This window comes from Psychrobacter sp. 1Y4 (genome assembly GCF_051847555.1).
Genome location: NZ_JBPYDE010000005.1, coordinates 232,638 through 246,687, shown reverse-complemented (window position 1 = coordinate 246,687; position 14,050 = coordinate 232,638). Strand labels below are relative to the sequence as shown.

The window sequence follows — 14,050 nt, the reverse complement described above, 5'->3', positions numbered from 1 at the left end:
TTGATGTGTTTTTAGCTATCAGCAACCACTAACAATACCGACTTGTCATTTATTAAACGCGTTTTAATATTGATAAATTCAGAGGAATGAAGATGAACGACTCTATTAAATCCAACAAAGCTGATGCTGAAAACCAAGTCGATTTATTACCTGCTGTTGCTAATTATCTAAAGGTATTAAATGAACAGCTGCTCCCTGCCTTTGTGCAAACAGGTAGTATCCCTAATGCCATCAATGCTAGAGATGGCCTAGCAAATTTAACCCATACCTTTGTTACCGAGGCCGTAAATGTGGCGCTAATAGTCGATGACATCATTGAATATGATGCGTCAACTAACGATGCTTATGACGTGCCTGCTTATCATGTACCGGTGCGCCTCTTTTATCCTAGCTTGCCTGACGCTTCAATAGTTCAGACTGAGCAGACACCACTACCCGTGATGCTGTACTTTCATGGTGGCGGTGGTACAGCAGGTAGCGTCTCTGTTTATCATCAAATTTTATGCCGTTTAGCGAAACATACAGGGCACATTATTGTTGCACCAGAATATCGCCTTGCACCAGAAAACCCCTACCCTTGCGCCCAAAACGATGCTTGCACTGCTTTGCTTGGCTTAAATAAACTACTCGCCCGCCGGCACATTAGCACGAATGAGCTAGTAGTAGCAGGAGACAGTCATGGCGGTGCATTAGCCACCAATCTGCTACGCGACCCTAGAATAATAGAGTCAGGCGTAATAAATGATATCAGCGCGCAAGTACTGATATATCCAAGTGTTGACTTTACTATGAGCTGTCCCTCTATTGAGAAATACGCCAATGGTTATCTACTCAGTCAAGCGCGTATCGGCTGGTACTTTGATCAGTACTTTCGAAACAACTTTCAAAACAGTGAGGACAGACAGTCAAAATCTGCTCTGTTTGCCAGTCGAGATGAGCTGGCACATCAGCCACCCGCGCTTATTATCAATGCAGCGGTTGATCCTTTATATGATGAAGGTGTCGCTTATGCTGCCAAACTTAGCGAAGCTGGCGTCGATACGCAGCACATCACTTATGACAAGGTCATTCATGCTTACCTTAATATGGAAAATCTTAATCCTGACATCTGCAAGCAAACCTATCAGGCAATAAATGAGTTTTTGGGTAGCAAAAGTTCTGAATAAAAAAGCATGAAAATCTCAACGTGCGACTGGCATGAATTTTGCGCGGCCTCTGGAGTGACGAAGTCGCACAGCAAGCAAGGAAAATTTATACCAGTCGCACATTAACACTTTTAGATTGAATCAACTGTAGAAAAAGTCGGTTAATTAACCTAGAGCAACAACTACTTGTGAATGTTAAGCCCGCCCTAATATAAAACAGATAATGCCCAGAAATATCTAACGGAACCCCTATGTCATTGCCTTTAATAAAGCCTTATTTATCTAAATTTTTATCAAAGAAACTTAGCTTAGCGCTATTGACCAGCTTAGCACTAGTGGCTTGTAGTCCAGCCGATGATGCTGATACTACTAGTGCTAACGCGAACGAGCCTGTAGTAGATGCTTCTCAAACAGAAGCCATTAACGATACTACTAACAAGGTTTCACGTGAAACAGCGACTGAACAAGACAATGTCGTGGCGATTGAGCAACCTATTACTATTTTAGCACTTGGCGACTCTCTGACCGAAGGCTTGGGCGTAAACCCTGATGACAATTACCCTGCCCAGTTAGAAGTAACGCTAAAGGACATGGGCTATAAGAATGTCAAAGTTATCAATTCAGGTCTTAGCGGTGAGACCAGTACGGGCTTGGTCAATCGTTTAGACTGGGTAACACAAACCAAGCCTGATATTACCATACTGACTATTGGCGCTAATGACGCTATCCGTGGTATTGACGTCGCAACCGTTGAAGATAACATCCGTACCGCGGCTAAACATTTGCAAGACAACGGCAGTGAAGTCATCTTGGGTGGCATGCAGATTTATGACAATCTTGGCTCTGACTATGTAGAGTCGTTTGCCGCAATTTATCCTCGCATCGCTAAAGATATGAACGTCACGCTGATTCCGTTCTTTTTAAATGGTGTGGGCGGAGACCCTGAGCTCAACCAAGCCGATGCCATTCATCCAACCAAAGATGGCTACACAATTATCGTCAATGATAACATCCTGCCAATCTTAGCGCCCAAGCTTGAAGCAATGGTAGAGACTGAAAACAACTGATTCGACTGACTAAGATACCTAACGAGCCAGCACAAGTAACAGACCCTACGTCAACTGAGACTATGTAATGACCTTATCAAACTCAACTGTAGCATCATTATCAACAGAATCTACATCCAATTCTGCACAGCAAGCCTTACTTACCGCCACGCATCTCAACAAAACCGTGCAAGTCGGTGAGCAATCACTGTCTATTATCAAAGACGTGAGTATCCATGTCGATGCTGGCGAGTTTGTGGTCATTATGGGTAAATCAGGCTCGGGTAAATCCACTCTGCTGGGTCTACTTGCTGCACTAGACTATCCTGATAGCGGCTCGGTTGAGCTGGCTGGACAGACATTAAGCAGTCTTGATGAAGATGCGCTGGCGGTCATTCGTCAGCGTGAGATGGGCTTTGTCTTTCAGTCGTTTCACTTACTACCAACTTTGACGGTGGCGGAAAACATTGCCTTTCCGCTTGATATTGCGCGGCGTCCGAATAAAGCACGCGTCAACGAATTGATTGAAGCCGTCGACTTAGGTCATAGACGTGACAGTCTGCCCAATCAACTATCAGGCGGTGAGCAGCAGCGTACCGCTGTAGCACGGGCACTGGTATCGCAGCCGAAAATTGTGTTCGCTGATGAGCCAACAGGCAACCTTGATGAGCAAAATGCCGATCAAGTCATGAACTTATTATTAGACCTGCGCCAGCAGACGGGGTCAGCACTGGTCGTCGTGACTCACGATCCTGCGCTTGCTGACATGGCAGATCGCGTCATTACTATGCATGACGGTATGATAGATGGGTCGACAGTTAATGGATAATATGGATAAAGAGTCAAATTACTCCAGTGGCATGATAAGCCAGCTTTTTAATCGCGATTTAGGCTCGCAAGCACTCAGTCGTAGCTGGTGGCAGCGCTGGGTATATCCTGTATTGTTTTTATTAACGCTCACGCTATCGCTTGCTACCTACCTGACCCTCGACTCTGTGCAGCAGTCTGTCGATAGCTATATCAATGACAATCAGCGCGCGCTCGTTGGTGGGGATCTCATCCTAAATAGTAAGCAAGACTGGCCAAGCGAAGTACTAACGCAGGTAGAAACTATCCCTAATACACAGACGGTGTATGACTATCAGTTTAGCGCCATGCTGGTCAATGATGAGCAAACCTTGCTTGCCAGCGTCAAAGCCGTCTCGCCGTCGTATCCCTTATACGGTACAGCCGAGCTTGCCTCAGGACAGCCGCTATGGGAGCAGCTAACATCTGACAGTGTGATCGTCGCGCCAGAAGTGCTCAGTAGTCTACAGGCCGAAGTCGGCGACCGTATCACCATTGGCGATGCGCAATTCATGATCAATGATGTACTGACAAAAGAGCCTGATCGACCGCTAACTACCTTTGGTTTTGGTGGCCGTGTGTTGATGAAGCAAGATGCACTCCCGTCAACCAATCTATTAGGACAACGCAGCCGCATAAACTATCGTATCGAGATAGCAGGCGACTTAGAGCTGATAAACACACAGCAAGATGCGCTCACAGATATCCTGACCAATTATCCTGATATTGAGCTGTCTGACGCTGTGTCAGCCGATACTTCGGTCTCGCGTATCTCTGACAATGTATTGATGTTTTTAAAATTGTTGGTCATCGCGGTATTACTACTCTCTGCGGTCGCCATGTACGGTGTCATTAGCGCGTTTGTCACCAAGCAGCAGTCCAATAACGCCATTCGCTTGGCATTAGGCGAGCCGCTCGGCTCACTTAAGCGCAGTTACTATCAGCTGCTTATCGTCACGACTGCTGTCGCTTGTGTTGCTGCAGTGATATTAAGCCTAGGCTTACTCAAAGTTGGTCAGCCTTATCTAGTGGCTATCTTGCCTGCCGATGTGGGTCTTGCCATCAATCCAATCAGTGCCATCAAGACCGTGACAATTGCCTTAGTCTTAACATTACTGATTGCGCAGCGCGGCCTGAGTACACTAAACACCACTAAGCCTGCTACCCTCCTCAACCAAGGTGCGAGTACGCAGACTAGAGACCTGCCTTGGTATCGACGCGTACCGTTACTATGGTATGGCTTGGTGCTGGCAGGGCTATATGCCTTCTTTGCTTATGAAGTGGGTTCGCTGTCGTTAGGAGCGCAGCTATTAGGCGGCTTAATCGTACTGGTGGCGATATTTTGGCTACTGGCGCGTGGTTGGCTCTGGCTACTGGCGAAATTGGCAAGCAACACTAAGGTCAGCTGGATGCAGCGTATCGCTATTCATAATCTGGCGCGTAAAGGCAACCAATCCGCGCTGTTCTTTGTCACCTTATCACTGTCGGTCGCGGTGCTAACGCTCATCACCACACTTAATCACAGTATCAATGCGCAGTTTATTAATGCCTATCCTGAAGACGCGCCCAATCTGTTTTTGCTCGATGTGCAGAGCGATCAGCATGATAAGATTGATACCATCATTGAGGCACCCGTTACCTATTATCCGGTGATTCGTGCCCGTGTGGAGACGGCCAATGACGTGGTGGCAAAAGACATCGAACCTGAGGATGGCTTCGATGATCCTACGCGGGTGTTTAACTTAAGCTATACAGATACGGTCATGGAGACCGAGTATATCGTTGACTCGCTTACAGACGACGCGCTGTATACGCCTATCGATGATGCCGATCAGCAAGTCAAACCCTTATCTATCTTAGACACTGCTGCCAGCATGCTCAATGTCGGCATGGGCGATGAAGTGGTCTTTAACGTTCAAGGTATCGAAATCATCGGGCAGATTACTAGTATTCGCACGCGCTATGAGCGTGGCCCAAGCCCGTATTTTTACTTCTTGTTTGAGCCATCTGTTTTATCTGCTGCCCCGCAAATCCAGTTTGCTACTGCCCACGTATCAGAAGATACGATTCCAGAGCTACAAGGCAAATTAGTACGCGAGTTTCCTGCGGTCACCACCATTGACGGTACGGCAATCGCTGAGCAAATCCAAGAGCTGGTGGTACAAATGAGCCGCTTGGTCTATGTGTTCACTTTGCTTGCCCTACTCACGGGGGTCATGGTGTTGATCAGCTCGCTGCTCTCTACCTCGCAAGATCGTATGAAGGACAGCGCGTCATTTAGACTACTCGGTATGCAAAAACGCGACCTTTACATGCTCAATATCCTAGAGCTGGGCGTGCTTGGTATTAGCGCAGCGACCTTTGCGGTCGTTATCGCCAGCGTTGGCGCATGGGCTGCTATCACGCAGTGGTTTAATCTACAATTTAGTGTGCCGTGGACAAGCTTGGCTATTGGCGGTGCAGCGTTAATCATGTTGCTGTTTGCAATTGCCATTATCTATGTGAGGTTGGTGATTGGACGCGGGATTATGGCGAGGGTTCGGGCGATGATTTAGAGTTTTTTACTGGAGATTTATCATTCCCTAAACTACTTAGGCAATGCTCTTAGAAAAAATCAAAAGAGTCTGTAGTAGATAAAGATTAAATATCACACCATTTTCTCAGAGTTTTCAGCTGATTAGATGGTGAGCTATAATTGAATCTAAACTCATACTCTTTTAAAAATAAGTGCAAATGCTTCTTAATGTCATTTTCTTCAAGAGATAAATAATACTCTATAACGAGTCTTGTTTTATGGTAGAAAAGTGCTGCTGCATTCTGCTGAATATTAAGTAAATCAGCCTCTGTTCTAGCAATCTTAACCGTGGTTTTTTACTTAATTTATGATGGGTTATCTTCATTTCAGCAGTCTAGTATAGTGCTTATCTACTACAGCTCCTTATTTATTGTTAGCGTATGGTCATTCTTGAGTAACTTTCAAAACAATCTTACCGACATGCTTCTTTTCCAAGAACACCTCTTGAGCGGTATGTATCTCTTTTAGTGGAAAGGTGCACGCAACGATTGGGGTTATCTTACGTTGTTCGATACAGTTAACGAGGTTCTGAAATACTTCAGGCTCAAGGGAAGTACAGCCATAAAAAGTTAAGTCTTTTAGATAAAGTGTTCTGATATCTAGCTCAACCAATGCTCCTCCAATCGCACCAGATACAGCATATCGACCTCTTGGTTTTAGTAATCGTAAAAACTCAGGCCACTGCTTTCCTGCGACCAAATCGATGACGACATCAAGGCAGTTTTCGCCTAATATCTCGATCAAGTCATCATCACGTGATATCACTTGATCCGCTCCCAAATCCAGAAGTTGTTGATTTTTGCTTGGACTGGTAATAGCAATAACATAAGCACCGCGTGCTTTAGCAAGCTGGACTGCTGCCGACCCAACCCCTCCTGAAGCACCAGATATCAATACCTTATCATCTGACGAAACGTTCGCTCGCGTCAGCATATTCTCAGCAGTGGAATACGAACAGGGGAAGGACGCCAGTTCGATATTAGAGAGCGTACTATTTACCGCATAGGCATGTTTGGCAGCGACTACTGTATATTCAGCAAATCCACCATCACATTCTGAGCCATAGTAACCAAATGAATCCAGTATTTGACCATTGATTTCGCTCAGGCAAGGTTCAATTAGAACTCGTTCTCCAATACGTTCGCGACTAACATTATTACCGACCGCTACTATAGTGCCGCAAACATCTGCACCTTGGATAAGAGGCAAGTTCAAGGCACTGCCAGACCAACTGGCATCAGCGCTACTGCTATCTCCCTTTGAGTACCATGCCGTTCTAGTATTGATATCAGTGTTGTTAACCCCAGCAGCAGAAACTTGGATGAGTACTTCATTTGAAGTGGGAGTAGGTACTGGAATATCATCACGGTATTCGAGCATCTCTGGGCCACCATGACCGATAAGCTGGACACCTTTCATCGTCTTTGGGATAACTTTCATTGTTTATTTTCCTTTAAAAGTTGTGATAGTGCGGTTTGTGCTGAGGTGATGGCTTTCTTGCCTAATACAGGCCATGCACTTGATACGCCTTCATGTAGCAAAAAAATAGCGGTCGCAAGATCTTCTCTCTGACTTTGTTGCCCCAAAAAATGTTGGACTTTTTGCTTGTGTTTTTTTACTGAGTTGGCAATCACTGGATCGTCAGGAAAAGCCGCTATGGCATTCATAGACATACAGCCGTGTGGGGCGAATTCTTGCATCCATTGTTCGAGCTTGTTAAAAACATGAGTAATAGACGCTATGCCAGGGGGAGGTGATTCATTGAGCAAAAAGTCTAGGTATCTTTGATGGCGATAATCCAATGCACCAACGACCATCATCTCTTTAGAGGGATAGTATTTGTATAGTGTTCGCAGGCTGACGTTACACGCAGTTTTTAGCTGAGCAACACTTGGCTCAGCGAAACCATGTTGGCTAAAAGCTTTCTCAAGCTTAATGGCAATATCTTCTTTGATAACAGAATCCTCTCAGGTAGAATAAACACTCTACTTGAGAGGGTAAAGTATTTATTCTACCTCTGTCAAGGTATTTTCTAGATGGTAAAGGTATAGTGCTGAATGTGGATTGCTGTTGGGACAAATCGGCAATGCGGTTTGCTCACCTTGTAGCCGTCATTTAATATACTAGCGCCACTTTATTAATTAAATAACATGATAACCCCTGCCAAAACAGCATGGTAACCTTATAAAATTCTCAAAACTTGGTCAGACAAAGCCATTCTTAACTTCGAAAATCGCATAAATAGCCATCCTTTGACAGAATCTGTTTAAATTTATAGATTGTTTAATCTAGCGGTGCGTACAACGCACCCTACCGTCCAAACTCAAGTTAAGATTTTGATTACCCTAGTGAACCTTGCCATAGCAAGGCTTTTTAGCCCTGATTGCAGCGGTAGCTTGGTGGACTGTGGCGCTTACAGCACCTTGCACAGGAGTGATCGCTCGGACGTTGGAACGCTACTGTGCCTAGGTGCTGTGCGCCGCAGACTGCCAACTACAAGCGAAAAGCAGGATTAGCTCCAAAACCCCCAGTATCTAAAGCCTCAGACCAAAACCCTCTCAATCCCCATCTCATTTATTTTAATCCCAATCACTTTAATCTTAGTTATTTTCAATAAAGTCATTGATTTGCCGAGTGATTATCTTCCATAGCTTGACTTGCGAGGCTCGGCTTCCGGCACCCATATGCGGGGTTAGAATGATGCGAGGATGACCTTCATTGGCGAGCTGGACAATCGGATCATTTTCGCCGGCAGGTTCTTGTTCAAATACGTCGGTGGCATAGCCGAGTATTTGCTCTTGTCTGACTGCGCTAGCTAAGGCCTCGCTATCGACAATCTTGCCACGGGCGACGTTGACCAGTAGCGGTTTTTTGCTCATTTTGCTTAGGGTATCTTGGTTAATGAGATGTTTGGTTTCCTCGGTGAGCGGGCAATGTATGGTGATGACATCGGACTTACTAAGGACGGTTTCAAAGTCGGTGTAGTCGTCATTACGAGGCTGGCGACCTTGGCGCTCTGCCCATAGGACATTCATGTCATAGGCTTTAGCAAGCTTGGTAATCCGCTTGCCAATGTCACCGATACCAATCATACCGATGGTTAAGCCCTCAAGGTCAATGGCCTCAGCATCAATGATGTCGGCTCGCCCCTTCTCCTTCCATTCGCCACTTTTGACTTTGTTGTGGTAATTGATACTGGCACGCATGGCGCTGAGTAGTAGCATCATGGTGTGCTCGGCGACGGTGGCGCTGGCAAAATCTGGTGCGTTGAGGAGCGTGACGTCATTGTCTTCGCAGGCTTGTTTGTCAATGTGGTTGGAGCCGACAGAGAGGAGCTGGATGAGCTTGAGATTGGGTAGCGCCTCAATCACTTCACGCTCGATACGTAGGGAGCCATTAATCATGATGTCGGCGTCTTGACAGCGCTCAATGATGGTTTTATTGTCTTGTGGGGTTTCTTCAAAGGTAACGTAGTCGGTTATTTTTTCGGGGGTAGGTCGTGCAAGGTCGGCGACAAATCTTTTTTCATCAAGTAATACGGCTTTCATAAGGACTCCTTTTTTAATAGTAGTGGGTCTGTAATTTAGCACTTACTATATAAGGGTTGCGGTGGACGCTGTGTTAGCGTTTGTTCGATATCGGACAAGCTCCTATATATTAAGCGCGGCATCAAGCAAGGTTGTTTACTCCCTTCGTAGCCCTCATTTGATATACTAGCCCAACTTTATCAATGAATAACCTCTTACACCTCTCCAAAACAGCATGGTAGTCTTATGAAATTCTCAAAGTTCGGTCAAAAATTCACCCAGCCCACTGGCATCTCACAATTGATGGATGATTTGGGCGATGCGCTCAAAAGCGATCAGCCAGTCAATATGTTAGGCGGTGGTAATCCTGCCAAAATTGATGCGGTGAATGAGTTGTTTTTGCAGACTTACCAAGCGCTTGGTAATGACAGTAACGCTAGTGATCCTGATAGTAGCGCCATTATTAGCATGGCAAACTACTCCAACCCGCAAGGTGATGCTGAATTTATTGATGCCTTAGTTGGCTTTTTTAACCGTCATTATGATTGGAATCTGAGCGCGGAAAATATCGCCCTGACCAATGGCTCGCAAAATGCTTTTTTCTTCTTGTTTAACCTATTTGGCGGTGCTTTCATTGATGAAAAGAATGAGTCTGTCGATAAATCGATTCTATTGCCGCTCACGCCTGAATACATCGGCTATAGCGACGTACACATCGATGGTCAACACTTCATGGCTGTCCTGCCGCATATCGATGAAGTCACGCATGATGGCGGAGAAGGCTTCTTTAAATATCGGGTGGATTTTGAGGCATTAGAGAACTTGCCAGCGTTAAAAGAAGGTCGTATCGGCGCAATTTGCTGTTCACGTCCGACCAATCCAACGGGTAACGTGTTGACTGATGAGGAAATGGCACACTTAGCCGAGATTGCCAAGCGCTATGACGTACCGCTGATTATCGACAACGCCTACGGTATGCCCTTCCCCAATATCATCTACTCTGACGCGCAATTAAGCTGGGATAACAATACCATTCTGTGCTTTAGCCTGTCCAAAATCGGTCTGCCTGGTGTGCGTACCGGTATCATTGTCGCCGATGCGAAAGTGATCGCAGCGGTCAGCGCGATGAATGCCGTGGTCAATCTAGCACCGACACGCTTTGGTGCAGCGATTGCCACACCACTGGTAGAAAACGATCGTATCAAGCAGTTATCTGATAATGAAGTTAAGCCGTTTTATCAGCAGCAAGCAAAACTCGCTGTGAAGCTATTAAAAGAAGCTTTGGGTGATTATCCGCTGGTTATTCATAAGCCTGAAGGCGCGATATTTTTCTGGTTGTGGTTTAAAGACTTGCCGATTAGCACGCTGGATCTATACGAGCGCCTAAAAGAAAAAGGCACGCTTATTGTACCAAGTGAGTACTTCTTCCCTGGGGTTGATGTCAACGACTATCAGCACGCGCACGAATGTATTCGCATGAGTATTGCGGCGGATGAAGACACTTTGGAGAAAGGGATTGCAGTGATTGGTGAAGTCGTACGTGAGCTGTATGATGAGGCCAAAAAATAAGATTAGCTGCTAAAATCATAAGCTCAAATAGCAAAAAAAAACGGACTGTTTAATAGTCCGTTTTTTTATGGCGTTTGGTCAATGAGGCAGGTTTATTGGCTGGTCGAAAGATGGCTGTCCACTTATTTAATGCATGTAGCACGTAAGGTACTAAGCAAGTATTCACCAAATCATGAAAACTTGCCTTGATATCTACCATTCCTAATGCCAAAAACCCTCTTGGTCTAATGATATGACGGTTGTCCAAATACTCACCCAATAGAGCAACACCCGTCACCACGATCAATGCGATGAATGATCGAATACCTTGCTTTTTGATAATAGGCAGCAGTATGAGTAGACAAAGCAGATAGACGCCGACGCCAACATAAATATGCAGCGCATCTTTGGCCAATCCTGTTATGTCGATGATATCAATTTTAAAGGCGGTAAAGTCCACTGAGATATTCCAAGTATAAGCGAGCAAAAAATAATTGAGCGTATCATTAAACAACGATAACTAAAAATGAATAATAAAAATAACGGATAATAAAAAGGGCAGATTATACAAACGATAATCTACCCTATTCTGAAGCAAGTATGCAATTTATGTTTACTACCTATCTACACATCCCACTCGACGAAATTCTTTAACAGCTGCAAGCCAGCAGTATGGCTTTTTTCTGGATGGAACTGGGTGGCGAATAAGTTGTCTTGGATAACGCTGGCGCAAAATGGCTGCCCATAGTCACATACCGCCGCTACTTGTGCGCTATCGGCAGGCGCACAGTAATAGCTATGTACAAAGTAAAAATGCGCGTTGTCCTCAATACCATTCCATAACGGGTGGCTAGTATCCATCTCCGTAATCGTGTTCCAGCCCATGTGCGGCACTTTAATCGTCGCGCCTTGCTCGTCCGTCCACGCCGGGTCAAAGGCTTCTACCGTGCCATTTAAGATGCCCAAACAGTCCGTGCCACCATTCTCCGCCGACTGCTCAAACAACGCCTGCATACCGACACAGATAGCCATCACAGGCTTGTTAAATATCGCATCACGCACGACCTCATCAATACCCGCTTCATGCATACCAATCATGCAATCGCGCATGGCTCCGACACCGGGGAAAACGATTTTGTCGGCAGCAGCGACGACTTTTGGGTCATTGGTGATAGAGACGTCTGCGCCTACTGCTGATAGTGCTTTGCCAGCAGAGTGCAAATTACCCATGCCATAATCTAATAGTGCAATTTTAGTAGCTCTACTCATCTAGAACGCCTCTTTGGTCGACGGTAGCGTATTCAATGCACGCTCATCATATTCACACGCCATACGTAGCGCACGAGCAAAAGCTTTAAAGGTAGATTCGATCTGATGATGGCTGTTTTTACCTTTGAGATTGTCTAAATGCACGGTCATCCACGAGTGGTTAACCAAGCCATAGAAAAACTCACTAAATAGATCAACATCGAAAGTACCCACGTGCGAGCGCGTAAACGGAATGTCCATGTGTAACCCAGGGCGACCTGAAAGATCGACAACGGCACGGGTCAATGACTCGTCAAGTGGCGCATAAAAATGTCCGTAGCGACGGATGCCTTTTTTATCGCCAAGTGCTTTATTGAATGCCTGCCCAAGGGTAATGCCCGTATCTTCGACGCTGTGGTGATCATCGATGTAAGTATCGCCAGTACATTTGATGTCAAGGTCAAACAAACCATGACGCTTAATTTGATCAAGCATATGATCTAAGAATGGCACGCCAGTATCGACAACTCCTTGACCGGTTCCATCAAGATTGACTGTGCAAGTGATTTGCGTCTCAGCAGTATTGCGCTCAACGGTGGCCGTGCGTGCTGGGCGGCCGTGTAGATTTAAGTTTGAATCAGTTGTCATGGCTACTCTCTATCAATGAAAAGCAAACAATAAAAACAGGCCTAAAAAAGCCCGGCGAGGTCCAAATGTGAGAACGATAAAACACAAATAGTCAAAAAAACTAGTTATTATTAATAACGTTAAAAAATAATAACCTTATCATAGCAAACCCTACCATTTACCGCCATGACCAAGCGTTAAACCGCGTACAAAATCATGTCATTCTGCTAAAATAGTGAATTCAGTTTTATCAATCATTACCTGCGCCGACTTTACAACGCCATGCTATATCAATTTACTAGGAACCAACTATGCCTTTAGAAGCGATTGCCATCAATAGCTTGGATGCCCCACTCATCAAAAAACCTGCGCGTGAAAATGAGTTATCTGAGCGCTTGCATGCCTTATATGATAGCGATGATACGCAGCCTAGTGGCATAGAAGTATTAAATATCGTTACGCAAGGTTTTAAACGTGGGCAATATTTATACGTCGGTATGTTTAATGATAAACCCATCGCTGCGGTAGCCTGCTTCGATGACGGGCAAACCAATGCCAAGCGCTTGCAGTATTTGACCGTACACCCGCAAAATAAAGGCCGCGCCATTGATGCTAAGTTTATTAAATTGGTCTATGATGCTGAGGTTAAAAAAGGTGTTCGTGAGTTTGTCCCTGTTGATACAGACATTCATCGTATTATGAGCGAGTATGAGCTACTGCGTGTTAAAGAGTGAGCAAAAGTAACATTGTCTTTATTTTGACTGCTTATACCCACCTATTTTTAAGCTTTTCTCATAATTATGCAAAAATAGCTTGACAGCAACGCGTATATTTAGTTTAATAGCGACCTCAACGAGACGGCTCGATAGCTCAGTAGGTAGAGCAACGGATTGAAAATCCGTGTGTCGGCAGTTCGATCCTGCCTCGAGCCACCATTCGTTTGACGAATTCTAAAAAGCCCCGAACAGCAATGTTTGGGGCTTTTTTTATGTTTAATTTTTGGTTCGATCTATTCTTGATACAACCGGCCGCGTAAGAGCAGCTGACAGCGCTCACGCGAGTCCAAATCATAAATCGTCGCGCGGTAATCAATACCATGCCGCCCTTCAAAAAATATCACCCGATCGCCCACTGCTAAAAAACAAGACGTACGCGCATCATAGATAAAACCATCAATCACAAACGCCAAATCACGATCTGTCTCGCGTACTGTATAACTTTCTCCTTGCGGTATCAAACGCTCAAACCACGCACTATGAGCAGTATTAGTGCTTAGCACACTTATAAGCAGCAGCGCTAATAGTATGAATGCACGTTTTAATGACATCGTAAAAGTCGAGCTAGCTAGACTGCTTTTATTTACGATATTTTTACTAACTGTCATGACATCTACCTACTCAGACCTGCCCAATGATTGATTCTACTAATGACGCTTCTTATGCTAAACGCTTACTGTCACGGTTGCATAACATTTTTGTGCTGTTTTTT

13 protein-coding genes, 1 tRNA gene and 2 pseudogenes are annotated in these 14,050 nt (G+C 45.1%); 7 read left to right on the top strand and 9 right to left on the bottom strand.

Annotation, left to right across the window (positions count from 1 at the left end):
- Positions 1-92: 92 nt before the first annotated feature.
- From ACS8FC_RS06355 to ACS8FC_RS06340, 4 genes are all read left to right on the top strand, one after another.
- A complete protein-coding gene (locus tag ACS8FC_RS06355) occupies positions 93-1,166 on the top strand; it encodes an alpha/beta hydrolase (RefSeq protein WP_439296206.1) in 1,074 nt (357 codons plus the stop codon).
- A gap of 230 nt (positions 1,167-1,396) precedes the next feature.
- Positions 1,397-2,212, top strand: a complete 816-nt coding sequence (locus ACS8FC_RS06350; RefSeq protein WP_439296205.1) for an arylesterase — start codon at positions 1,397-1,399, stop codon at positions 2,210-2,212.
- A gap of 67 nt (positions 2,213-2,279) precedes the next feature.
- Positions 2,280-3,020, top strand: coding sequence for an ABC transporter ATP-binding protein (locus ACS8FC_RS06345; RefSeq protein WP_439296204.1), 741 nt, complete (start codon positions 2,280-2,282; stop codon positions 3,018-3,020).
- Positions 2,998-5,592 carry an ABC transporter permease gene (locus ACS8FC_RS06340; RefSeq protein ID WP_439296203.1) on the top strand — a complete coding sequence of 865 codons (2,595 nt, stop codon included), beginning with the start codon at positions 2,998-3,000 and terminating at the stop codon, positions 5,590-5,592. The genes ACS8FC_RS06345 and ACS8FC_RS06340 overlap by 23 nt, the downstream gene beginning before the upstream one ends.
- An 85-nt stretch (positions 5,593-5,677) precedes the next feature.
- Here ACS8FC_RS06340 and ACS8FC_RS06335 read toward each other — a convergent pair.
- From ACS8FC_RS06335 to ACS8FC_RS06315, 5 genes and pseudogenes are all read right to left on the bottom strand, one after another.
- Positions 5,678-5,779: pseudogene (locus ACS8FC_RS06335) on the bottom strand (IS1595 family transposase); the annotation flags it as partial.
- A gap of 217 nt (positions 5,780-5,996) precedes the next feature.
- Complete coding sequence (locus ACS8FC_RS06330) at positions 5,997-7,052, bottom strand: alcohol dehydrogenase family protein (RefSeq protein ID WP_439296202.1); 1,056 nt, start codon at positions 7,050-7,052, stop codon at positions 5,997-5,999.
- A complete protein-coding gene (locus ACS8FC_RS06325) occupies positions 7,049-7,432 on the bottom strand; it encodes a hypothetical protein (RefSeq protein WP_439296201.1) in 384 nt (127 codons plus the stop codon). The genes ACS8FC_RS06330 and ACS8FC_RS06325 overlap by 4 nt, the downstream gene beginning before the upstream one ends.
- A 3-nt stretch (positions 7,433-7,435) precedes the next feature.
- A pseudogene (locus tag ACS8FC_RS06320) lies at positions 7,436-7,549 on the bottom strand (TetR/AcrR family transcriptional regulator); the annotation flags it as partial.
- Positions 7,550-8,212: 663 nt separating this feature from the next.
- The gene (locus tag ACS8FC_RS06315) at positions 8,213-9,160 is read right to left on the bottom strand and encodes an NAD(P)-dependent oxidoreductase (protein ID WP_439296200.1); all 948 of its coding nucleotides are present in this window, start codon (positions 9,158-9,160) and stop codon (positions 8,213-8,215) included.
- Positions 9,161-9,385: 225 nt separating this feature from the next.
- Between ACS8FC_RS06315 and ACS8FC_RS06310 the strand changes: the two genes are divergently transcribed.
- A complete protein-coding gene (locus ACS8FC_RS06310) occupies positions 9,386-10,708 on the top strand; it encodes a valine--pyruvate transaminase (RefSeq protein WP_439296199.1) in 1,323 nt (440 codons plus the stop codon).
- A gap of 49 nt (positions 10,709-10,757) precedes the next feature.
- Here ACS8FC_RS06310 and ACS8FC_RS06305 read toward each other — a convergent pair whose 3' ends face one another.
- From ACS8FC_RS06305 to hisB, 3 genes are all read right to left on the bottom strand, one after another.
- On the bottom strand, positions 10,758-11,147 hold the full coding sequence (locus tag ACS8FC_RS06305) for a hypothetical protein (RefSeq protein ID WP_439296198.1): 390 nt from the start codon (positions 11,145-11,147) through the stop codon (positions 10,758-10,760).
- Positions 11,148-11,311: 164 nt separating this feature from the next.
- On the bottom strand, positions 11,312-11,956 hold the full coding sequence (gene hisH, locus ACS8FC_RS06300) for an imidazole glycerol phosphate synthase subunit HisH (protein ID WP_439263424.1): 645 nt from the start codon (positions 11,954-11,956) through the stop codon (positions 11,312-11,314).
- The gene (hisB, locus tag ACS8FC_RS06295) at positions 11,957-12,583 is read right to left on the bottom strand and encodes an imidazoleglycerol-phosphate dehydratase HisB (protein WP_439263422.1); all 627 of its coding nucleotides are present in this window, start codon (positions 12,581-12,583) and stop codon (positions 11,957-11,959) included.
- Between the two features lie 290 nt (positions 12,584-12,873).
- On the opposite strand from hisB, the gene ACS8FC_RS06290 reads away from it, so the two are divergent.
- Entirely contained in the window at positions 12,874-13,296 is a 423-nt protein-coding gene (locus ACS8FC_RS06290) for a hypothetical protein (RefSeq protein ID WP_439296197.1), read from the top strand.
- A 125-nt stretch (positions 13,297-13,421) separates the two neighbouring features.
- Positions 13,422-13,497 (top strand) — tRNA-Phe (locus ACS8FC_RS06285).
- 74 nt (positions 13,498-13,571) lie between these two features.
- Here ACS8FC_RS06285 and ACS8FC_RS06280 read toward each other — a convergent pair.
- The gene (locus ACS8FC_RS06280; RefSeq protein WP_439263418.1) at positions 13,572-13,946 is read right to left on the bottom strand and encodes a hypothetical protein; all 375 of its coding nucleotides are present in this window, start codon (positions 13,944-13,946) and stop codon (positions 13,572-13,574) included.
- Positions 13,947-14,050 lie beyond the last annotated feature (104 nt).

Bases quoted from the DNA above. Each gene is read 5' to 3' on its own strand.
- ACS8FC_RS06330 (WP_439296202.1), bottom strand. From the start codon at position 7,052: ATGAAAGTTATCCCAAAGACGATGAAAGGTGTCCAGCTTATCGGTCAT.
- ACS8FC_RS06345 (WP_439296204.1), top strand. From the start codon at position 2,280: ATGACCTTATCAAACTCAACTGTAGCATCATTATCAACAGAATCTACA.
- hisH (WP_439263424.1), bottom strand. From the start codon at position 11,956: ATGAGTAGAGCTACTAAAATTGCACTATTAGATTATGGCATGGGTAAT.
- ACS8FC_RS06325 (WP_439296201.1), bottom strand. From the start codon at position 7,432: ATGATGGTCGTTGGTGCATTGGATTATCGCCATCAAAGATACCTAGAC.
- ACS8FC_RS06340 (WP_439296203.1), top strand. From the start codon at position 2,998: ATGGGTCGACAGTTAATGGATAATATGGATAAAGAGTCAAATTACTCC.
- ACS8FC_RS06355 (WP_439296206.1), top strand. From the start codon at position 93: ATGAACGACTCTATTAAATCCAACAAAGCTGATGCTGAAAACCAAGTC.
- ACS8FC_RS06310 (WP_439296199.1), top strand. From the start codon at position 9,386: ATGAAATTCTCAAAGTTCGGTCAAAAATTCACCCAGCCCACTGGCATC.
- ACS8FC_RS06280 (WP_439263418.1), bottom strand. From the start codon at position 13,946: ATGACAGTTAGTAAAAATATCGTAAATAAAAGCAGTCTAGCTAGCTCG.
- hisB (WP_439263422.1), bottom strand. From the start codon at position 12,583: ATGACAACTGATTCAAACTTAAATCTACACGGCCGCCCAGCACGCACG.
- ACS8FC_RS06350 (WP_439296205.1), top strand. From the start codon at position 1,397: ATGTCATTGCCTTTAATAAAGCCTTATTTATCTAAATTTTTATCAAAG.
- ACS8FC_RS06315 (WP_439296200.1), bottom strand. From the start codon at position 9,160: ATGAAAGCCGTATTACTTGATGAAAAAAGATTTGTCGCCGACCTTGCA.
- ACS8FC_RS06290 (WP_439296197.1), top strand. From the start codon at position 12,874: ATGCCTTTAGAAGCGATTGCCATCAATAGCTTGGATGCCCCACTCATC.